Genomic DNA, 21027 nt, shown 5'->3' on the forward strand with positions numbered 1-21027 from the left:
ATGGTGGGTTCGAACGTAAGCGGGATTGTATGAGCGGCGCGGCGCCACATTCTCAGTCGTCATGCCCGGGCTTGTCCCGGGCATCCACGGACTTGGGCGCCGCTGGCAAGAACGTGGATGGCCGGGACAAGCCCGGCCATGACGGAGTGCGGGGCAGGGGCCTTCGTGCCCTCTCAGCCCTCGCGTTCACCCTCATCCTCGCCATCGTCGGTTTCGTCGGCTGGGTCTACTCGCTCGGTCCTCTCCCGCTCGACGAGGCTCGGCAAGTCTCCACCACCATCGTCGACCGCAACGGCAAGCTGCTGCGCGCCTATGCCATGGCGGACGGACGCTGGCGGCTGCCGGTCGAGACAAAGGCAAATGTCGATCCGACCTATCTGAAACTGCTGTTCGCCTATGAGGACCAGCGCTTCTACGCCCACAACGGCCTCGACCCGCTGGCGCTGGCGCGCGCGGCGCTGCAGCTCGGAACGCGCGGCCACATCGTCTCGGGCGGCTCGACCATCACCATGCAGCTTGCGCGGCTGATGGAGCCGCGGCGGCAGCGCTCGCTTCATGCCAAGCTGCGGCAGATCGTGCGCGCGATCGAGCTGGAACGGACGCTGAGCAAGGAGCAGATCCTCGATCTCTATCTCGCGCTCGCGCCTTACGGCGGCAATCTCGAAGGCATCCGCGCGGCTTCCATCGCCTATCTCGGCAAGGAGCCGAAGCGGCTGTCGCTGGCGGAGGCCGCGCTGCTGGTCGCTTTGCCGCAATCGCCGGAAACCCGCCGGCTCGACCGCCATCCGGACGCGGCGCGCAAGGCGCGCGACCGCGTGCTGGACCGCATGGTCGAGGAGCATGTGGTTAGCGCAGACGATGCCAGGCAGGCCAAGGCGGTGCCCGTGCCGAAGCTGCGCAAGCCGATGCCGATCCTGGCGCCGCATGCCTCGGATGCCGCGCTTTCGACGGTCAAGGACGCGCCGGTCATCAAATTGACGCTCGATGCGAACCTGCAGAAGGTGCTGGAGCCGCTGGCGCGCGACCGCGCCATCGCGCTCGGGCCGAACATCTCGGTCGGGATCATCGTCGTCGACAACGAAAGCGGCGACGTGCTCGCGCGCGTCGGCTCGGCGGATTATTTCGACGAGAGCCGGGCAGGGCAGGTCGACATGACCCGCGCCGTCCGCTCACCGGGTTCGACGCTGAAACCCTTCATCTACGGGCTCGCCTTCGAGGACGGCTTTGTCCATCCCGACAGCCTGATCGACGACCGGCCGGTCCGCTTCGGCTCCTACGCGCCGGAGAATTTCGACATGACCTTCCAGGGCACGGTGCCGGTGAGGAAGGCGCTGCAATTGTCGCTGAACGTACCGGCCATCGTGCTGCTCGACCGCGTCGGCTCCAGCCGGTTGGCGTCTCGACTGCGGCAGGCCGGCGGCAACCTGGTTCTGCCCAAGGACGAGACGCCAGGGCTCGCCATGGGTCTCGGCGGGGTTGGCGTGACGCTCCAGGACCTCGCCCAGCTCTATGCGGGTTTCGCCCGCCTTGGCACCACCAAGCCGCTGCGCGAGGTCGTGACTGAACAGGACGACCGCGAGCCGCTCCGGCTGCTGGATCAGGTCGCGGCCTGGCAGGTCGGCAACGTGCTGCTGGGAACGCCCCCGCCGGAGAACGCTGCCCACAACCGCATCGCGTTCAAGACCGGCACATCCTACGGCTATCGCGACGCCTGGTCGGTCGGCTTCGATGGCCGCATGACCATCGGCGTCTGGGTCGGCCGGCCCGACGGCGCTCCGGTTCCCGGACTGATCGGGCGCGTCGCTGCCGCGCCGATCCTGTTCGACGCCTTTGCCAGGACCGGCAAGACGCTCGCCCCGTTGCCAAAGGCGCCCAGGGGAACCCTGGTGGCGGGCAACGCCAAGCTGCCGCTACCCTTGAAGCGGTTCCGCCCGGTCGGGGAACTGGTGCGCACCGGAAGCGAGCAGGCGCTGCACATTCAGTTTCCGCTCAACGGTTCGCGGATCGATATCGATCGATCAGGCAGCCGGGAGAACGCAGCCATGCCGGTCAAAGTCGCCGGCGGCGTATTGCCCATGACGATCATGGTTAACGGCACCGCGCTTGGCGAGATCGACGGCCGCCGCCAGCGGCTGATCGATCCGCCCGGACCGGGCTTTGCCCGGGTCACCGTGATCGACGCCACGGGCGCCGCGGACACAGTCGTCATTCGAATTCAATGACCCTGCCTTAAGCGGTTGTGGCGATGGCGGTTTCAGCGTAAGCGGAACCAATGGCCGAGACCTACCCAAGCCCCCGTTTTGGAGCACCCCGCGAGTCGAAATCACCCGCAAATCCGGGCAGTGGACTCGTGCGCATGCTCGACATCGTCACGGCCAGCCATGCGCGCGCGGTCGGCTTCCTGGTGCTGTGCGCGCTGCTGCTGTTTCTGCCGGGCTTCTTCACCATCCCGCCGATCGATCGCGACGAAGCGCGGTTCGCCCAGGCCACCAAGCAGATGGTCGAGAGCGGCGACTACGTCGACATCCGCTTTCAGGAGGACGTCCGCTACAAGAAGCCGATCGGCATCTACTGGTTGCAATCGGCGACCGTCGAAGCTGCGTCGATGCTCAAGCTGCCGAAGGCCGAATTGCGGATCTGGGTCTACCGGCTGCCGTCGCTGTTCGGGGCGATCGGCGCCGTGCTCATGACCTATTGGGCCGCGCTCGGCTTCGTCACGCGGCGCGCCGCGGTGCTGGCGGCGCTGATGATGTGCGCCTCGGTGCTGCTCGGCGTCGAGGCGCGGCTGGCGAAGACCGATGCCATGCTGCTGCTCTGCGTGGTCGCCGCGATGGGGGCGATGGCGCGGGCCTATCTGTCGTGGCAGCGCGCCGAGGACGAGACGCATCCGCCCTGGAGCTGGCCCGCGATCTTCTGGACCGCGCTTGCGGTGGGCATCCTGATCAAGGGCCCGCTGATCCTGATGTTTGCAGGCCTGACCATCGTCGCGCTCGCGATCCAGGATCGCGATGCCTCCTGGCTGTGGAAGCTGCGTCCGGTCTGGGGCCTGATGTGGATGCTGGTGCTGGTGCTGCCGTGGTTCGTCGCGATCTTCTGGCGCGCGGGAGAGGCCTTCTTCGCGGACTCCGTCGGCGGCGACATGCTGAGCAAGTTGGGCGCCCAGGAATCCCATGGCGCGCCGCCCGGGCTTTACCTGGCGCTGTTCTGGATCACGTTCTGGCCCGGCGCGCCGCTTGCGGCGATGGCGGCGCCCGCGGTGTGGCGGGCGCGGCGCGAGCCCGGCGCGCAGTTCCTGCTGGCCTGGCTGATCCCGTCCTGGATTGTGTTCGAGGCCGTGCTGACCAAGCTGCCGCATTACGTGCTGCCGCTCTACCCGGCGATCGCGATCCTCACCGCAGGCGCGGTGGAGCGGCGCGTGCTGTCGCGTTCCTGGTTGATGCGCGGTTCGGCCTGGTGGTTCGCGATCCCCGCAGCCGCCTCGATCGTCGCGGTCGTCGGGTCGGTGATGCTGACGCGGCAGCCGGCCTTCGTGGCCTGGCCGTTCATCGCGGCCTCGCTGATCTTCGGCCTGTTCGCCTGGTGGCTTTACGACAACAATCGTGCCGAACGCTCGCTGCTCAACGCGCTGGTCGCAGCCCTGATGCTGGCGGTGGCGGTCTACGGCATCGTCCTGCCGTCGCTGACGCCGCTGTTTCCGAGCATCGAGATCGCGCGCGCGCTTCGCAATGTCACCTGCGTCGGACCGAAGGCGGCTGCGGCCGGTTATCACGAGCCGAGCCTCGTCTTCCTGGTGGGGACGAGGACCCTGCTCACCGACGGCTCCGGTGCGGCGGATTTCCTGCGGCAGGGCAGCTGCCGCTTCGCGCTGATCGAGCAGCGTTCGGAGCGCAGCTTCGTGCAGCGCGCCGAGGCGATCGGGCTGCGCTACAAGGTCGGTGCGCGCATCGACGGCTATAACTTCTCGCAAGGGCGCGCGATCTCGATCTCGATCTTCCGTTCCGAAGGCACCGAGTAGGATGCGGGCGCCGACCGACATTGCGCCGCGTGCCGGCTATCCCGCACAATTGCTCGCCGTGTCCTGGCGCGGGCTGGCGCAACTCGTGCGCTCGCCCTCGCATTCGCGCCGGGCCGAGGCCGCCCGAAAGCTGGCGCGGCATTCGCTCTGGCTGAGCGCTGTGAGCGCGGCGCTGGTCATCGTGCTGATGGTCGGGTTCGATCAGACCGAGATCCTGTTGATGCCGCCGCGCGGCACGCCCAGCCTGTGGCCGATCCGCATCCTCACCGATTTCGGCAAGGACGAGTATCTGCTGATCGTGCTGGGGGCTGCGCTGGTGGCTGTGGCGTTCTTTGCAGCAGGGCTGCACGGGACTCGCCGCGCAGTGCTCCTCGGCTTCGGCACGCGGCTTCAATACATATTTCTGTCTGTTGCCCTGTCGGCGCTTGTCGCTGAGATCCTGAAATATCTCATCGGCCGCGGCCGCCCGTTCGTCGGCGGCAAGGCCAATCCGTTCAATTTCGTGCCGTTCGAGGGGACGGGGGCTTATGCCAGCCTGCCGTCGGGACATGCAGTGGCCGCGTTTGCCCTGGCGTTTGCGGTCTCGGCGCTGTGGCCGCGCCTGCGGGTATTCATGTTCACTTACGCAATCGTGATCCTGCTGACGCGCCTCGTGCTGCTCGCGCATCATCCGAGCGACGTCGTGGCCGGCGCCCTGGTCGGAATGGTCGGCGCCATGACGGTGCGTTACTGGTTCGCGGCCCGGCGGCTCGGCTTTGCCATCCGCGCCGACGGCACCATCGTGCCTCTTCCGGGAGCGGCCCGGGGGCGCCTCAAAAGGGTTGCCCACGGGGCATCCGCCCCATAAAAGCGGCTGCCTGCGGGGACCGCCGGTTCCCAAGGCGCAGGCCGAATCCAACCAAGAGCCTCCTTTGTCGACGCCCCAGCCTTCGGTTTCCATCGTCGTTCCCGTGCGCAACGAAGCCGAGAACATTGCGCCGCTGATCGCGGAGATCGGTGCGGCGCTCGATGGCCGCTGGGCCTATGAGATCATCTACGTCAACGATGGCTCCACCGACGCGACCGGCGAGCGGCTTGCCGCCATCATGAAGCAGCGGGGCAATCTGCGTCAGCTCCGCCATGCGCGGTCTGGCGGCCAATCGGCGGCCGTGCGCAGTGGTGTGCGTGCGGCGCGCGGGGACATCGTGGCGACGCTCGACGGCGATGGCCAGAACAATCCCGCCTTCCTGCCGGACCTGATCGCGGCGGTCGAGAAAAGCGCGCGCGTCGGGCTGGCTGCTGGCCAGCGGGTCGGACGCAAGGACACCGGCTTCAAGAAGTTCCAGTCGCGTGTGGCGAACGGCGTTCGCAACGCCATCCTGAAAGACGGCACACGCGACACCGGCTGCGGACTGAAGGCGTTCCGGCGCGACGTCTTCCTGATGCTGCCTTATTTCGACGGGCTGCACCGCTTCCTGCCGGCGCTGGTGCGCCGCGAGGGCTACGAGATCGCCTATGTCGACGTGATCGACCGGCCGCGCCACTCCGGCGTATCGAACTACGGCTTCTTCGACCGGCTGTGGATCGGAATCATGGATCTCGCCGGGGTGTGGTGGCTGATCCGCCGCAAGAAGCCGACTCCTGAGGTGACCGAGGTGAACGCATGATCATTCAATACGGTCAGGCGCTGAGCAATTATCTCTACGACGTCTTCGTCGCCAAGTTCGATTTCTGGCTCGCATTCGGGCTCGTCGCGCAATTGTTCTTCACCGCGCGCTTCCTGGTGCAGTGGATCGCGAGCGAGCGCGCCGGCAACAGCGTGGTGCCGATGGCGTTCTGGTTCTGCTCGATGGGCGGCGGGCTGATGACGCTGGTCTACGGCGTCGTGAAGCGCGAGCCGGTCATCATCCTCGGACAGTCGCTCGCGACCATCATCTACATCAGGAACATCATGCTGATCTGGAAGAACCGCGGCAGCGCTTCGAAGACGCTGGATCGCTGATCTATCGCGGCAGCGCCGACGCCGCGCCTGACGCAGGCAGGGTGGCTGTATCCGCCTCGGCTCTGCGGTAGCGTTCGCCGGCCGCGTCGAGCACGGGATAGGCGACCGAGCAGATATGCGAGTGGATGCGGCGCAGGTCGCGCAGCACGTCCAGATGCAGCGACGTGGTCTCGATGGTCTCGGGACGGCCCTCGCGCAGGCGGTCGAGATGCCGCTCGACCGCGGCAAGCTCGGTGTTGCGCAGCGCAGTTTTCTCCACCAGCAGCTTGCGCGCCTCGTTGGCGTCCCCCGACATGAAGACGCCGAATGCGATACGCAGCGAGTCCATCGTGCGCTTGTGGAAGGCGGCGAGCTCGTCGGCCCCTTCCGCCGAGAACTGGAAGCGCCGCTTGATCTTCTTGGTGGCGAGCTCGCTCAGGCTCTTGTCGATGATGTCGCCGATGTGCTCGAGGTTGATGGCGAAGGAGATGATCTCCATCGCGCGGCGTCCTTCAGTCTCGTCGAGGCTGCCCCGCATCAGCTTGGTCACGTAGAGCTTGATGGCCTCGTCGAGACCGTCGACGAGATTGTCCATCTTGGAGACCTGATCGACCAGCGCACGGTCGCCGGTCATCATCGCGGCCATCACCTTGCGCAGCATGACCTCGACGAGATCGCCCATGCGCAACGTCTCGCGGGCGGCGTCGGCGAGCGCCAGGGACGGCGTCTCCAGCGCGGTCTCGTCGAGATAGCGCGGCCGGGCCGGGTCGGCCTCGTGCACGCGATCCGGCAGAAGGCGGGTGAGCAGGCGCGACATGGTGTCGAGCAGGCCGATGAAAACGACGGCCGTGCCGACGTTGAAGGCGATGTGGAAAGCCGCCGTCATCTTGGCGAGATCGGGCTGCCAGGCGTGCATGTGCCCAGCGATCGCACTCAGGAAGGGCAGGACGAGGACGATCCCGACCACGCGGTTGACGAGATTGCCGACCGGCAGGCGATAGCTCGCGGGATCGTCACGCTTGGCGCCCTCGAACACGGGATTGATGGCGCTGCCGAGATTGGCTCCCAGCACCAGCGCCAGCGCCGCCTCGGGCGAGATGAACTGCGAATAGGCCAGCGACATGATCAGCAGCACGCTGGCGACGCTCGAATGCACCGCCCAGGTGACGAGGGCGGCGATGACGATGCACAGGACCGGGTCGCCGGTGATGGCCGACATCACGACGCGGACGCCGGGCGCGTTCTCCGCCGGCGCCAGCGTGTCGAGCAGGATGTGCAGCGAGAGCAGCATCAGGCCGAGGCCGATGCAGACGCGACCGATGTCCTTGATCCGCGAGCGCGGGCCGGAGCGGAAGGCGACGAGTCCGAGCACGAACAGGATCGGCGCAACGGCTGCGATGTTGAACGACAGCACCTGCACGATCAGCGTCGTGCCGACATTGGCTCCCAGCATGATGGCGAGCGCAGCGGCGAGGCTGACGAGGCCCTCGGCCGCGAACGAACTCGTGATCAGCGCCGTCGCCGTGCTGCTCTGAAGCAGCGCAGTGAGCCCGAGGCCGGCGGCGAATGCGCTGGCGCGATTGCTCAGTGCCTTGCCGAGCAGGCGCCGCAGGTCGGGACCGAAGGCGCGCAAAATGCCGCTGTGGACCATGTGCAGGCCCCACAGCAACAGGGCAACGCCGCCCATGAGATCGAGCAGAACCAACGTTCCCATGCTCCGTGTCCGGATTGGAGTCGATTGGCGAGGCTAGCGCCAAACGGGAGCCGATCAAACTCTTTGTTGGCGCATCGACGTTAACGTTTGCGGCAGCGGCGCGTTCCCGCGACGCGCGATTGCGCGTCCGCCGGAGCGTGGTTGCCGTGTCCCGAGGCGCGTTGCCTCGCGAGCAGGCTCACATTGCCGCTTTCAGGGCAGCGAAGCCGCGATCGAGATCGGCCTTGAGATCATCGACGCTCTCGAGCCCGATGTGCAGGCGCAGCGTCGGGCCGCCGGGCGCCCACTTGGTCGCGGTGCGATAGGCATCGCAATCGAAGGGGATCGCGAGGCTCTCGAAACCGCCCCAGGAGAAACCCATGCCGAACAGCTTCAGCGTATCGAGCATGGTGTCGACCGCCTTCTGCGGCGCGGGCTTCAGCACGATGCTGAACAGGCCTGACGCGCCTGTGAAGTCGCGCTTCCAGATCGCATGGCCGGGATCGGTTTCGAGCCCCGGATGCAGCACGCGCGCGACCTCGGGCCTGGCAGCGAGCCAGCGCGCCATGTCGAGCCCGGAGCGATGATGCTGCGCCAATCGCACCGACAGCGTGCGCAATCCGCGCAGCGCCAGGAAGACGTCGTCGGGGCCCGCGCAGACGCCGAGCAGGCGGATGCCTTCGAGGATCTGCGGCCAAGCCTTGGCATTGGCAGAAATCGTGCCGAACATGATGTCGGAATGGCCGCCGATATATTTGGTGGCCGCCTGCATGCTGATGTCGACACCCTGCTCGAGCGAGCGGTGATAGAGCGGGGTCGCCCAGGTGTTGTCGTCGATGACGAGCGCGCCGCGGGCATGCGCGACCTCGGCGATGGCGCGGATGTCGGGCATCTCGAACGACTGCGAGCCCGGCGCCTCGACCAGCACCGCACGCGTGTTGGGCTTGAACAGCTTGTCGATGCCCGCACCGATCAGCGGATCGAAATAGGTGGTCTCGACGCCATAGCGGGCCAGCATGCCGTTGCAGAAATTGCGCGAAGGCCGGTAGACGTTGTCGACCACCAGAATATGGTCGCCGGTCTTCAGCACCGAGAGCAGGGTGGTGGAGATCGCCGAAAGCCCGGACGGCACGATGCCGACGCCGGCGCATTGCGGTCCCTCCAGCGCCATCAGCGTCTCCTGAAACGCCTTGGTGGTGGGGGAACCGTGCCGGCCATAGGTGAACTCGCCGCGATGGGCGTGCAGGTCCTCGGCGGTCGGATAGAGCACGGTCGAGCCGTGGAACACCGGCGGATTGACGAACCCCTTCTGCGCCTTGGTGTCGCGGCCGGAGGTGACCAGCCGGGTCTCGGCGTGCTGCTGCTGGGGGTGCGAGGAATCCATGCGTCTGCTTTCAAAATCGCGTTTCCGCCGGGCGCGTTGCGCCCGCGGGCGGGCCGAAAGGCCGTCGTCGTTAATAACAGAACACAGAAGAGTCTCGTCAACCCCTTGACCCGGCAGGCCAGTCGTTCTGTGATGCGCAGGTGCTATTCAGTCGCCGCATGTTGAGGGGCCTGCCGCGACCTTCGATCCAATGTCTGACCGGACCTTGCGCCACAGCCGTAATGGCGGGCGCCTGCGGCGGGGATTAAGGTATGGCCTCCCAGGATCGGCGGGTGTTCGGCAAGGTGTTCCAGCATGACTCTTGCAAGGCTAGCCCTGGTACGATTAGCCCTGGCAGAGATGACCCCACAGACAACATTCCTGATCTTGAGACGACCTTGAAAGGCCCAAAGCCCATGAAACGCGTAACCCTGGCTCTCACCCTTGCTCTCGCCGCCGGCCTCTCTGCCGAAGCCGCCGATGCGCAAACTCTCAAGACCGTCAAGGACCGGGGCATGCTGTCCTGCGGCGTCAGTCAGGGCTTGCCCGGCTTCTCCTCTCCGGATGACAAGGGCAACTGGACCGGCATCGACGTCGACGTCTGCCGCGCCATTGCGGGGGCGATCTTCAACGATCCGACCAAGGTCAAGTACGTGCCGCTGTCCGCCAAGGACCGCTTCACGGCGCTGCAATCGGGCGAGATCGACGTGCTCTCGCGCAACACCACCTGGACCATCTCGCGCGACACCTCGCTCGGCGCCAATTTCACCGGCGTGACCTACTATGACGGGCAGGGCTTCATGGTGAAGAAGTCGCTCAAGGTGAATTCGGCGCTCGAGCTCAACAGCGCATCGGTCTGCGTGCAGACCGGCACCACCACCGAGCAGAATCTCGCCGACTACTTCAAGGCCAACAACATGAAGTACGAGGTGATCGCGTTCGCCACCAACGACGAAACCGTCAAGGCCTATGAAGCCGGCCGCTGCGACGTCTTCACCACCGACCAGTCGGGCCTGTACGCCAATCGTCTGAAGCTCGCCAGTCCCAACGATCACATGGTGCTCCCCGAGATCATCTCGAAGGAACCGCTCGGTCCGATGGTGCGCCACGGTGACGACCAGTGGTTCGACATTGTGAAATGGACGCTGTTTGCGATGATCACCGCCGAAGAGCTCGGCGTCACCTCGAAGAACGTCGACGAGAAGGCGAAACTGGAAAATCCGGAACTGAAGCGCGTGCTCGGCAGCGACGGCAATTTCGGCGAACAGCTCGGCCTGACCAAGGATTGGGTGGTGCGGATCGTGAAGGCGGTCGGCAATTACGGCGAGGTGTTCGACCGCAACGTCGGCGCGGGCTCGCCGCTCGCCATCAATCGCGGTGTCAACAATCTCTGGAACAAGGGTGGTCTTCAGTACGCGCCGCCGATCCGCTGATCGCCCCGATCGGCCGGCAACGGCATGAGCACCGAAGCCCGAAAACCGCCGGCCCAGATTGCGCTGAAGATCCGGCGCATCCTGGGCGGCAAGGCAGGCTGGAACGGCGTTGCCGTCCAGTTTGCCTTCGCGGCGATCCTGGGCTGGATCGGCTATGAAATCGTCTCCAATGCCCGCGCCAACCTCGAGAATCAGCACATCGCCGCCGGCTTCGGCTTCCTCAGGAACAATGCCGGCTTCGACGTCAACCAGACCCTGATCCCCTATACCGGCTCGGACACGTTCCTGCGCGTGTTCGTGGTCGGGTTGCTGAACACGCTCGTCGTCTCGGTGGTGGGCATCGTCTTCGCCACCGTGATCGGCTTCATCGTCGCGCTGTGCCGGCTGTCGCCCAATTGGCTCTTGTCGCGCGTCGGCGAGCTCTATGTCGAGGTCATCCGCAACCTTCCGCTCCTGTTCCAGATCCTGTTCTGGTACCTCGCGGTGCTCGCGGCGTTGCCCAATCCGCGGCAGAGCATTTCCCTGTTCGGCATCGCCTTCATCAGCAATCGCGGCCTCGTCGTTCCCAGCCCGATCGGCGAGCGCGGCCTCGAGCCGTTCCTGGCGATGCTGGTGTTCGGTATCGTGGCGTCACTGGCCCTGCGCTTCCATGCGCGGCGCGCGCTGTTCCAGGAAGGGCGCATGATCCGGATCTGGCCCTATGTGCTGGGCCTGCTGTTCGGGCTGCCAATCGCGACCATGCTGGTGTTCGGCTTGCCCTTCACCTTCGAGCTGCCGCAGCTCAAGGGCTTCAACTTCGCGGGCGGCTCGCGTATCATTCCGGAATTCGTGGCGCTTACGGTGGCGCTGTCGACCTATACCGCCGCCTTCATCGCCGAGATCGTGCGCGCCGGCATCCTGTCCGTTCACAAGGGACAGATGGAGGCGGGATCCTCGCTCGGGCTCAGCCGCGGCGCCACGCTCCGCCTGATCGTCGTGCCGCAGGCCATGCGCGTCATCGTGCCGCCGCTGACCAACCAGTACCTCAATCTCACCAAGAACTCGTCGCTGGCGGTCGCGATCGGCTATCCCGACCTGGTGTCGGTGTTCGCCGGCACGTCGCTGAGCCAGACCGGGCAGGCAATCGAGATCATCGCGATGACGATGGGCATCTATCTCCTGATCTCGCTGCTCACCAGCGCCGTCATGAGCGTCTACGGTTGGCGCGTCAGCCGGAGTCTGGGCGCATGACCGATATCAGCTCAAGCAGCTTCGTCCGCCAGGACCTGCTCGCCGAGCGGCCCGCGCCGATCAAGACCACGGGCTTTATCGGCCTGGTGCGTACGCGCCTGTTCAACTCGCCGACCAATATCCTGCTCACGATCGTGGGCGCCTTGCTGCTCTGGTTCACCATCATTCCCTCCGTCAGGTTCCTGATGGTCGATGCGGTCTGGAGCGGCCAGGACCGAACCGCGTGCCTCGCCGAGAACGCCGGCTTTGCTGTCGGCGCCTGCTGGCCCTACATCCAGGCGAAACTGCCGCAACTGATCTACGGCTTCTATCCAGAGGCGGAGCGCTGGCGGGTCGACCTCACGATGTTGCTCGCGGTCGTGCTGCTGCTTCCGCTGCTCGTTCCGCGGCTGCCGGCAAAGAGCCTGAATGCCGGCCTGTTCTTCGTTGCCTTTCCGGTGGTCGCATTCTTCCTGCTGCACGGCGGCGGCATCAAGGGCTTCGGCCTGAGCTGGACGGCCGGCCTGCTGCAACTGTTCGACGAGAGCATCATCGGTGCCGGGCAGGCGCTCCTCAGTCTCAGCAAGACGTCCGCCATCGCACCGTTGCTGTGGGTTGTCGGAAGCCTCATCGTGCTGGTCGGCACGGCGATCTCCTGGTTGATCTTTCCGCTCACCTGGCTGCGCGATTATGTCCACGTGATCGGGCAGCCGGTCTGGGCCGATTTCGGCATCACGGCCGCGATTGTCAGCCTGGTCGCGTTCTTTCTTGCTGGCGGCATTCGCACCGGCGGGCGGGCTCTGGCATCCAGCATCGCCACCTTCATTGCCATCGCGATCGTCATCAAGCTGATGGGCCTGGATCGCGGCGGATTGCCGATCGTGACGACCAATCTATGGGGCGGCCTCCTGGTGACATTGGTGGTCTCCGTCACCGGCATCGTCACCTCGCTGCCGATCGGCATCGCGCTGGCGCTCGGCCGCCGCTCCACCATTCCCTTGATCCGAATCTTCTCGATCGCCTTCATCGAGTTCTGGCGCGGCGTGCCGCTGATCACCGTGCTGTTCTTCGCCACCTACATGCTGCCCCTGTTCCTGCCCGGCAATTTCACCGTCGACGGCCTGGTCAGGGCGCTGATCGGCATCGCGCTGTTCACCGGCGCCTACCAGGCCGAGAACGTCCGCGGCGGGCTCGCTGCGATCCCGCGCGGGCAGGGCGAGGCGGCCGCCGCCCTCGGACTGTCGTGGTGGAAGACGACCTCCCTGATCGTGCTGCCGCAGGCGCTGCGTCACGTCATTCCGAACCTCGTCAACAGCTTCATCTCGCTGTTCAAGGACACCTCGCTGGTCTCGATCGTGGCACTGTTCGATCTCCTGGGCTCGCTTCGCGCCTCGTTCTCGGATCCGAAATGGTCGACGCCGTCGACCGCGTTCACCGGCTTCGCCTTCGCCGGGATCATCTACTTCATCTTCTGCTTTGGAATGTCGCGCTACTCGTTGTTCGTCGAGCGCCGCCTCAACGCCCACCGCCGCAGCTGATCGAGGCCACCATGTCCGACCCCATCGTCAAGATTTCCGGCCTCAACAAATGGTACGGCGAATTCCATGTCCTGCGGGACATCGACCTGGCGGTCGCGAAGGGCGAGCGCATCGTGATCTGCGGGCCCTCGGGCTCGGGCAAGTCGACCTTGATCCGCTGCATCAATGCCCTGGAGGAATTCCAGGAGGGCGAGATCGTCGTCGACGGCATCGAGCTCGGTCCCAACCTCAAGCACGTCGATGCCGTGCGCCGCGAGGTCGGCATGGTGTTCCAGAGCTTCAATCTGTTCCCGCATCTGACCGTGCTCGACAATTGCACGCTGGCGCCGATCTGGGTCCGCAACATCCCCAAGAAAGACGCCGAGGCGACCGCGATGAAATTCCTGGAGCGAGTCAAGATCCCGCACCAGGCCAACAAGTTTCCGGGTCAGATGTCCGGCGGCCAGCAGCAGCGCGTCGCGATCGCCCGCGCGCTGACCATGAACCCGAAGGTGATGCTGTTCGACGAGCCGACCTCGGCGCTCGACCCCGAGATGGTCAAGGAGGTCCTCGACACCATGGTCGATCTTGCCGAGGAGGGCATGACCATGCTTGTCGTCACCCACGAGATGGGCTTTGCCCGCGAGGTCGCCAACCGCGTCGTGTTCATGGACGCCGGCCAGATCATCGAGGCCAATACGCCGATGGAGTTCTTCGCCGCCCCACGGCATGCCCGCACGAAACTGTTCCTGAGCCAGATCCTGCGGTGAGCCCCCGCAACCCGGTGGCCTCACCGGCCTGACCGGCGCCGCAAGCTTGGCACCATGCGAATCAGCTCGTCTCTTTTCGGACCATCCTCCGGAGAGAAACCTTGCAGAGCAGTCTCGGCGCGCGCGCATACCAGAACGCGCGATTGCAGAAGAAATTGAGGAAGCAGGCGGACGCCGTCATGTCCTTCGCGGTCGAGGCGCTCGGGCAGGGCAGACTTGCCGAGGCCGAGACGCTGTGCCGCGAGATTCTGAAAGAGGTTCCGGATCATTTCCACGCCACGCACCTGCTCGGCCTGCGCGCGTTCGACGGTGGCCGGCTCGATGAGGCGGAATTCCTGCTCGAGCGCGCGATTGCGCTCGACCCGCGTTCGCCCGACGCCCATGGCAATCTCGGGGCCGTGTATTTCGCTCTCCAGAAATTTCAGGCCGCCCGCGCGTGCCAGGAGAAGGCCATTGCGCTGAAGCCGAATTGTCCGATCACCCTGACCAATCTCGGCAATACGCTGCTGCACATCGGTCTCGGCGAAGAGGCGATCGGGCTGCACGACCGCGCGATCAGGCTGAAGCCGGACTATGCCGATGCATTCTGCAACCGCGGCATGGCGGAGCTGATGACCGGCAAGTTCGAGCGCGCCAAGGAGAGCTTCGATCGCGCCCTGTCGCTTCAGCCGCGCCATGCCGAGGCAATCGCCGGCAAGGGCATGGTGAGCCTCGAGCTCAGGCACTTCAACGAGGCTGCCGCCGCCTTCGACGCAGCGCTCGCGATCAAGCCAGGGTCACCCAGGATTCTGCTGCAGCGCGGACGGCTCAATCTGAGCCTGTCCCGGCTGGAGCAGGCGGCAGCGGACCTCGATGCTGCGCTAACGCAATCGCCACGACTCGAGCTCGCGCTGTGCTGGAGGGCGCAAATCGACATCCTCGTGGGGAACACGGCGCAAGCGATGGCGGGCGTCAAGACGCTGCTCGAAGTCAATCCGCGGTCGGAGATGGGATTGGCGCTACTTGCGGCTTGCCATGTGAACCAGGGAGACATCGCGACGGCGCTCGCGCATCTCGATGCGGCGCTGGAGATCGCGCCGGACTTTCCGGAGGCGATCGGATACAAGATTTTCGTGCTGGATTATCTGCCCCAAGCCGATTTCGTCGCGCAGCAGGCGGCCCGAAAATACTGGTGGGATGCGATCGGCGCCAAGTTGCCGAGAAGGACGCTTGCGCCGCGCAAGCTCGATCCGGACAAGCGCATCGTCATTGGCTACGTCGCTTCCGAATTCAGGCGCCACTCGGCAGCGTATTCGCTGTTGCCGGTGCTGCGCCATCATGATCACGCCAGGTTCAAGATCGTCTGCTATTCCTGCTGGCCGTCGCAGGACGAGATGACCGAGAGATTCAAGCCTCTCGCGGACGTCTGGGTCGATGCCGCGCAGCTTTCGGACGACGAACTGGCCGATCGTATCCAGGCCGATGGGATCGATATCCTGATCGACGTATCGGGACATACGACCGGCAGCCGGCTCCATGTCTTTGCCCGCAAGCCGGCCCCGATTCAGGTCACGGGCTTCGGACATGCCACGGGGACCGGGCTTCAGACCATGGACTACGTGCTCGCCGATCCGGTCTTCATTCCGCCATCCGCGCGCCATCTGCTGGCTGAGAAGGTTCACGATCTGCCGTGCCTGATCACGATCGATCCCGTCCTGGATGCGCCGCCTTCGGAACTGCCCATGCTCCGCAACGGCCATGTGACCTTCGGCGTGTTCAACCGCATCTTCAAGATCTCGGACGAGGCCATCGGTGTGTGGTCGAAGGTGATGCGCGCGGTGCCAGGATCGAAGATCATCATCAAGAACGGATTGCTGGACGATCCCATGCTGCGCGACCGCCTGATTGCGCGGTTCGTGGAACAGGGTATCGCCGAAGACGACGTCGTCTGCATGGGCTCGACCCCGCGCGCCGAACATCTGCGGGCCTTTGCGAAGGTCGATATTTCGCTTGATACCTTCCCGCAAAACGGCGGCATCAGCACCTGGGAATCGCTCTATGCCGGCGTTCCCGTCGTCGCCAAGCTCGGGAGCGGCGCCTCGTCGCGCGCCGGAGGGTCGATCGTCGCGGCCGTCGGTCTTGGCGACTGGGTCGCCGAGGATGACGAAGGCTACGCCGCCATCGCGTGCAAATATGCGGCGCAACCGGCTCATCTGGCCAAGCTGCGCGCAGAATTGCCGGCTCGGATCGCAGCTTCGCCTGCCGGCAATGTCGAGATCTACACGCGCAAGGTCGAGGCAGGGTATCGCCAGTTCTGGCGCGACTATTGCGCCGCGGCCCCGGAAGGCGGGGACGTAGCGTAGGCCGGGGGCCAGTCTTGCCCTGAGCACCGGGAAACCCCGGGGGCCTTGCCGCTCCAGCCGACCGGGCGGCCTTGACGACGAATCAGCTAGACTCTCCGTGCGGCCATCCTTCGGAGAGCAACCTTGCAGAGTAGCGGCGCCGGCGCGCGCGCATTCCAGAACGCGCGATTGCAGAAGAAACTGATGAAGCAGGCGGATGCCGTCATCTCCGCCGCAGCGATCGCCTATGGCCAGGGCCGATATGCGGAGACCGAGGCGCTTTGCCGCGAGATCCTGAAGGCGCTTCCGGATCATTTTGATGCCACGCACTTGCTCGGCCTGTGCGCCCATGACGGCCGTCGCCTGGCGGAGGCGCAAGAGCTGCTCGAGCGCGCGACTGCGCTCGATCCGCGTTCGCACGAAGCCCACAGCAACCTCGCGACCGTCTACTTCGATCTGAAGAAATTCGAGGATGCGCGCAGGTGCCAGGAGAGGGCGATCGCGCTGAAGCCGAACTTCCCGCTCGCGCTGACCAACCTCGGCAATACCCTGCTGCACATGAAGCTCGCCGAGCAGGCCATCGAACTGCACGATCGCGCCATCAAGCTCAAGCCGGACTATGCCGATGCGTTCTGCAATCGCGGCATGGCCGAACTGATGATGGGTCAGTTCGATCGCGCCAGGGAGAGTTTCGATCGCGCCCTGTTGTTTCAGCCGCGTCACGCCGAAGCGATCGCCGGCAAGGGGATGCTGAGCGTCGAGCTGCGGCACTTCGACGAGGCCGAAGCCGCGCTCGCGGCGGGACTGGCGATCAAGCCCAATTCGGCGAGGATGCTGGCCCAGCGCGGACGGCTCAACTTCGATCTGTCGCGGCTGCCGCAGGCCGCCGCGGACTTCGATGCCGCACTGACGCAATCGCCCACGCTCGAGCTGGCGCTGCGCGGGAAGGCACAAGTCAACATTCTCCTGGGGAATACGGCGAAGGCGATTTCGGCCGTGAAGACCTTGCTCGAGGAAAACCCGCGCTCCGAGATCGGCATGGCGCTGCTGGCGTCGTGTCATGCGAGCCAGGGAGACATCGCGACGGCGCTCGAGCATCTCGACAAGGCGCTGGAGCTCAGGCCGGACTATGCGGACGCCATCGAGCGCAAGATTTTCCTGCTGGACTATCTTTCCGAGGCCGGTTTTGCGGTCCAACAGGCCGCGCGAAAATCCTGGTGGGATGCGGTCGGCGCCAATTTGCCGCGAAGGACGCTCGCGCCCCGGGAGCTCGATCCGGACAAGCGGATCGTGGTCGGATATGTCGCGTCCGAATTCAGGAACCACTCGGCCGCGCTCACTTTGTTGCCGGTGCTGCGCCATCATGATCACGCCAGATTCGAGATCATCTGCTATTCCTGCTTTCCGTTGCCGGATGAGATGACCGAACGCTTCAAGCCTTTGGCGGACGTCTGGGTCGACGCCGGACAGCTCTCGGACGACGAGCTGGCCGATCGTATTCAGGCCGACAAGGTCGATGTTCTGATCGACGTATCAGGCCACACGACCGGCAACAGGCTCCATGTCTTCGCCCGGAAGCCCGCGCCCATCCAGGTCACGGGTTTCGGACATGCGACGGGGACCGGCCTTCAGACCATGGACTACGTGCTCGCCGATCCGGTCTTCATTCCGCAATCGGCGCGCCATCTGCTGGCCGAGAAGGTTCACGATCTGCCATGCCTGATCACGATCGACCCCGTGCTGGACGTGCCGACGTCGGAGCTGCCCATGCTCCGCAACGGCCATGTGACCTTCGGCGTGTTCAACCGCATCTACAAGATCTCGGACGAGGCCATTCGGGTGTGGTCGAAGGTGATGCGCGCGGTGCCCGGATCGAAGATCATCATTAAGCACGGGCTGCTTGACGACCCCTTGCTGCGCGACAGCCTGGTGGCGCGGTTCGTGGCGCACGGCATCGCCGCAGAGAATATCACCTGCATGGGCTCGACCTCGCGCCACGAGCATCTGCTGGCCTTCGCAAAGGTCGACATCTCGCTGGATACCTTCCCGCAGAACGGCGGCATCAGCACCTGGGAATCGCTCTATGCCGGCGTTCCCGTCGTCGCCAAGCTCGGGAGCGGCGCCTCGTCGCGCGCCGGCGGCTCCATCGTCGCGGCCGTCGGTCTCGATGACTGGGTCGCCGAGGACGACGAAGGCTATGCCGCGATCGCGTGCAAATATGCGGCGCAGCCCGCCCATCTGGCGAGGCTGCGCGCGGAACTGCCGGCCCGGATCGCGGCTTCGCCCGCCGGCAACGTCGAGATCTACACGCGGAAGGTCGAGGCGGGGTATCGCCAGTTCTGGCGCGACTATTGTGCCGCAGCCGCGGAACGCGGCGACGTGGCGTAGGCGCTGGGGACCGGAAAGTCCCGGAGGCGATGCTGGTCCAGTAACCCGCCGGCCCGGCCTGCGAATCGGCTAGACTCTTTCCGGGCGATCCTCCGGAGACAATCCTTTGCAGAGCAGCGGCGCCGGCGCGCGCGCATTCCAGAACGCGCGATTGCAGAAGAAATTGAAGAAGCAGGCGGACGCCGTCATCGCCGCCGCGGCGAGCGCCTATGGCCAGGGCCGATATGCGGAGACCGAGGCGCTCTGCCGTCAGATCCTGCAAGCTGTTCCCGATCATTTCGACGCCACGCACCTGCTCGGTCTGTGCGCGCAAAACGGCCGGCGCCTGGAGGAGGCGCAGCGGCTGCTCGAGCGCGCGATCGCGCTGGATCCTCGTTCGCACGAGGCCCATAGCCATCTCGGAGCCGTGCATTTCGATCTCAGGAACTTCGAGGATGCGCGCCGGTGCCACGAAATGGCCATCGCGCTGAAGCCGAATTTTCCGCTCGCGCTGGCCAATCTCGGCAATACGCTGCTTCACTTGAATTTCCCAGAGCAGGCCATCGAACAGTACGATCGCGCGATCAGGCTGAAGCCGGACTCGGCCGATGCGCTCTGCAATCGCGGCCTGGCAGAGCTGGCGCTGCGCCAGTTCGACCGCGCCAAGCAAAGTTTCGAGCGTGCTCTGGTGTTTCAGCCGCGTCACGCGGAAGCGCTCGTCGGCAAAGGCGTGGTCTGTATCGACCTCAAGCAATACGACGAGGCGGAAGCCGCGCTCGCAGCGGCGCTCGCGATCCGGCCGGGTTCGGCGAAGACCCTGGCGCACCGCGGCCGGCTCCATTTCGAGCTGTCGCGGCTGGAGCAGGCGGCTGCGGACTTCGACGCAGCGCTTGCGCTTTCGCCCAGGCTCGAGGTCGCCTTGCAGGGCAAGGCGCAAGTCAGCATCCAGTTGGGAAACACGGCCGAGGCGATTGCGGCCGTCAAGATCCTGCTTGCGGAAAATCCGCGTTCAGCGATCGCGATGACCCTGCTGAGCGCCTGTTTCGCAAACCAGGGAGAGATCGCATCCACCATCGCGCATCTCGACGCCGCGCTAGCGATCGCGCCGGACAATGCGGACCTGATCGCGCGCAAGATTTTCTTCCTGGACTTTCTCTCCGATGCCGATTTCGCGGTCCAGCAGGGCGCGCGCAAATATTGGTGGGACGCGATCGGCGCCAAACTGCCGCGAAGGACGCCGGCAGCGCGGGAGCTCGATCCGGAAAAGCGGATCGTGGTCGGATATGTCGCGGCCGAGTTCTGGTACCACTCGGCGGCGTTCGCCCTGTTGCCGGTGCTGCGCCATCACGATCACGCCAGGTTCGAGATCGTCTGCTATTCATGCTCGCCGCGACGAGATGAGATGACCGCCGAATTCAACTCCTATGCGGACATCTGGGTCGACGCCTGGCAGCTTTCGGACGACGAGCTGGCCGATCGTATCCAGGCCGACAAGGTCGACATCCTGATCGACGTATCCGGGCATTCGTCGGGCAACAGGCTTCCTGTCTTCGCTCGCAAGCCGGCCCCCATCCAGGTCACAGGTTTCGGACATGCCACGGGGACCGGCCTTCAGACCATGGACTACGTGCTCGCGGACCCCATCTTCATTCCGCAATCGGCGCGCCATCTGCTGGCGGAAAAAGTCCATGATCTGCCGTGCCTGATCACGATCGATCCCATCCTGGATGTGCCTCCGTCGGAGCTGCCCATGCTCCGCAACGGCTATGTGACCTTCGGCGTGTTCAATCGCATCTACAAGATCTCGGACGAGGCCATCGGTGTGTGGTCGAGGGTGATGCGCGCGGTGCCCGGATCGAAGATCATCATCAAGCATACCCTGCTTGACGACCCGTTGCTGCGCGACAGCCTGGTCGCGCGGTTCGTGGCAGAGGGTATCGTCGACGACAACGTCGTCTGCATGGGTTCGACCCCGCGCGCCGAGCATCTGCAGGCCTTCGCGAACGTGGATATCTCGCTGGATACCTTCCCGCAGAACGGCGGCATCAGCACCTGGGAGTCGCTCTATGCGGGTGTTCCGGTCGTCGCCAAGCTCGGCAACGGCGCCTCGTCGCGCGCCGGCGGCTCGATCGTCGCGGCCGTCGGTCTCGGTGACTGGGTCGCCGAGGACGACGAAGGCTATGCCGCAATCGCGTGCAAATATGCCGCGCAGCCCGACCATCTGGCGAAGCTGCGCGCGGAACTGCCGGCCCGGATCGCAGCCTCGCCCGCCGGCAACGTCGAGATCTACACGCGGAAGGTCGAGGCGGGTTATCGCCAGTTCTGGCGCGACCATTGTGCCGCGGCCCCGAAAGGCGGCGAGGTCGCATAAGCGGACCG

General features: G+C 65.3%; 14 protein-coding genes. 12 read left to right on the forward strand and 2 right to left on the reverse strand.

Annotated elements, in window-relative coordinates:
• Nucleotides 1–29 precede the first annotated feature (29 nt).
• From pbpC to FJV43_RS35355, 5 genes are all read left to right on the forward strand, one after another.
• On the forward strand, nt 30–2222 hold the full coding sequence (gene pbpC, locus FJV43_RS35335) for a penicillin-binding protein 1C (protein WP_239623514.1): 2193 nt from the start codon (nt 30–32) through the stop codon (nt 2220–2222).
• 50 nt (nt 2223–2272) lie between these two features.
• Nucleotides 2273–4015: a glycosyltransferase family 39 protein gene (locus FJV43_RS35340; RefSeq protein ID WP_239623515.1), complete on the forward strand. Its 1743-nt coding sequence runs from the start codon at nt 2273–2275 to the stop codon at nt 4013–4015.
• A 1-nt stretch (nt 4016) separates the two neighbouring features.
• Nucleotides 4017–4862: a phosphatase PAP2 family protein gene (locus FJV43_RS35345; protein ID WP_239623516.1), complete on the forward strand. Its 846-nt coding sequence runs from the start codon at nt 4017–4019 to the stop codon at nt 4860–4862.
• A gap of 64 nt (nt 4863–4926) precedes the next feature.
• Entirely contained in the window at nt 4927–5661 is a 735-nt protein-coding gene (locus FJV43_RS35350; RefSeq protein WP_239623517.1) for a glycosyltransferase family 2 protein, read from the forward strand.
• Nucleotides 5658–5996: a lipid-A-disaccharide synthase N-terminal domain-containing protein gene (locus tag FJV43_RS35355; RefSeq protein ID WP_061881543.1), complete on the forward strand. Its 339-nt coding sequence runs from the start codon at nt 5658–5660 to the stop codon at nt 5994–5996. Before FJV43_RS35350 ends, FJV43_RS35355 begins: the two co-directional genes overlap by 4 nt.
• A gap of 1 nt (nt 5997) precedes the next feature.
• On the opposite strand, the gene FJV43_RS35360 is transcribed toward FJV43_RS35355, so the two are convergent.
• Together FJV43_RS35360 and metC are read right to left on the reverse strand one after the other, a co-directional pair.
• Complete coding sequence (locus FJV43_RS35360; RefSeq protein ID WP_239623518.1) at nt 5998–7689, reverse strand: Na/Pi cotransporter family protein; 1692 nt, start codon at nt 7687–7689, stop codon at nt 5998–6000.
• A gap of 178 nt (nt 7690–7867) precedes the next feature.
• Nucleotides 7868–9052, reverse strand: coding sequence for a cystathionine beta-lyase (metC, locus tag FJV43_RS35365; RefSeq protein WP_239623519.1), 1185 nt, complete (start codon nt 9050–9052; stop codon nt 7868–7870).
• A 395-nt stretch (nt 9053–9447) separates the two neighbouring features.
• Between metC and FJV43_RS35370 the strand changes: the two genes are divergently transcribed.
• The 7 genes from FJV43_RS35370 (at nt 9448) to FJV43_RS35400 (ending at nt 21019) form a co-directional block, all read left to right on the forward strand.
• Nucleotides 9448–10464, forward strand: coding sequence for an amino acid ABC transporter substrate-binding protein (locus FJV43_RS35370; protein WP_239623520.1), 1017 nt, complete (start codon nt 9448–9450; stop codon nt 10462–10464).
• A gap of 24 nt (nt 10465–10488) precedes the next feature.
• The gene (locus FJV43_RS35375; RefSeq protein WP_239623521.1) at nt 10489–11694 is read left to right on the forward strand and encodes an ABC transporter permease subunit; all 1206 of its coding nucleotides are present in this window, start codon (nt 10489–10491) and stop codon (nt 11692–11694) included.
• A complete protein-coding gene (locus FJV43_RS35380) occupies nt 11691–13211 on the forward strand; it encodes an amino acid ABC transporter permease (RefSeq protein WP_239623522.1) in 1521 nt (506 codons plus the stop codon). The genes FJV43_RS35375 and FJV43_RS35380 overlap by 4 nt, the downstream gene beginning before the upstream one ends.
• Nucleotides 13212–13222: 11 nt before the next feature.
• Complete coding sequence (locus tag FJV43_RS35385) at nt 13223–13960, forward strand: amino acid ABC transporter ATP-binding protein (protein WP_275973698.1); 738 nt, start codon at nt 13223–13225, stop codon at nt 13958–13960.
• A gap of 101 nt (nt 13961–14061) precedes the next feature.
• Entirely contained in the window at nt 14062–16302 is a 2241-nt protein-coding gene (locus tag FJV43_RS35390) for a tetratricopeptide repeat protein (protein WP_239623523.1), read from the forward strand.
• Between the two features lie 123 nt (nt 16303–16425).
• Nucleotides 16426–18669, forward strand: coding sequence for a tetratricopeptide repeat protein (locus tag FJV43_RS35395; RefSeq protein WP_239623524.1), 2244 nt, complete (start codon nt 16426–16428; stop codon nt 18667–18669).
• 106 nt (nt 18670–18775) lie between these two features.
• Entirely contained in the window at nt 18776–21019 is a 2244-nt protein-coding gene (locus FJV43_RS35400) for a tetratricopeptide repeat protein (RefSeq protein ID WP_239623525.1), read from the forward strand.
• Nucleotides 21020–21027 lie beyond the last annotated feature (8 nt).

Source organism: Bradyrhizobium sp. I71 (genome assembly GCF_022354745.1).
In the GTDB taxonomy this organism is placed as follows: Bacteria; Pseudomonadota; Alphaproteobacteria; order Rhizobiales; family Xanthobacteraceae; genus Bradyrhizobium; species Bradyrhizobium liaoningense.

What these genes read in the sequence shown, in the direction of transcription:
- pbpC (WP_239623514.1), top strand. Translation starts at nt 30, where the DNA reads ATGAGCGGCGCGGCGCCACATTCTCAGTCGTCATGCCCGGGCTTGTCC.
- FJV43_RS35340 (WP_239623515.1), top strand. Translation starts at nt 2,273, where the DNA reads ATGGCCGAGACCTACCCAAGCCCCCGTTTTGGAGCACCCCGCGAGTCG.
- FJV43_RS35345 (WP_239623516.1), top strand. Translation starts at nt 4,017, where the DNA reads ATGCGGGCGCCGACCGACATTGCGCCGCGTGCCGGCTATCCCGCACAA.
- FJV43_RS35355 (WP_061881543.1), top strand. Translation starts at nt 5,658, where the DNA reads ATGATCATTCAATACGGTCAGGCGCTGAGCAATTATCTCTACGACGTC.
- FJV43_RS35360 (WP_239623518.1), bottom strand. Translation starts at nt 7,689, where the DNA reads ATGGGAACGTTGGTTCTGCTCGATCTCATGGGCGGCGTTGCCCTGTTG.
- metC (WP_239623519.1), bottom strand. Translation starts at nt 9,052, where the DNA reads ATGGATTCCTCGCACCCCCAGCAGCAGCACGCCGAGACCCGGCTGGTC.
- FJV43_RS35370 (WP_239623520.1), top strand. Translation starts at nt 9,448, where the DNA reads ATGAAACGCGTAACCCTGGCTCTCACCCTTGCTCTCGCCGCCGGCCTC.
- FJV43_RS35375 (WP_239623521.1), top strand. Translation starts at nt 10,489, where the DNA reads ATGAGCACCGAAGCCCGAAAACCGCCGGCCCAGATTGCGCTGAAGATC.
- FJV43_RS35380 (WP_239623522.1), top strand. Translation starts at nt 11,691, where the DNA reads ATGACCGATATCAGCTCAAGCAGCTTCGTCCGCCAGGACCTGCTCGCC.
- FJV43_RS35385 (WP_275973698.1), top strand. Translation starts at nt 13,223, where the DNA reads ATGTCCGACCCCATCGTCAAGATTTCCGGCCTCAACAAATGGTACGGC.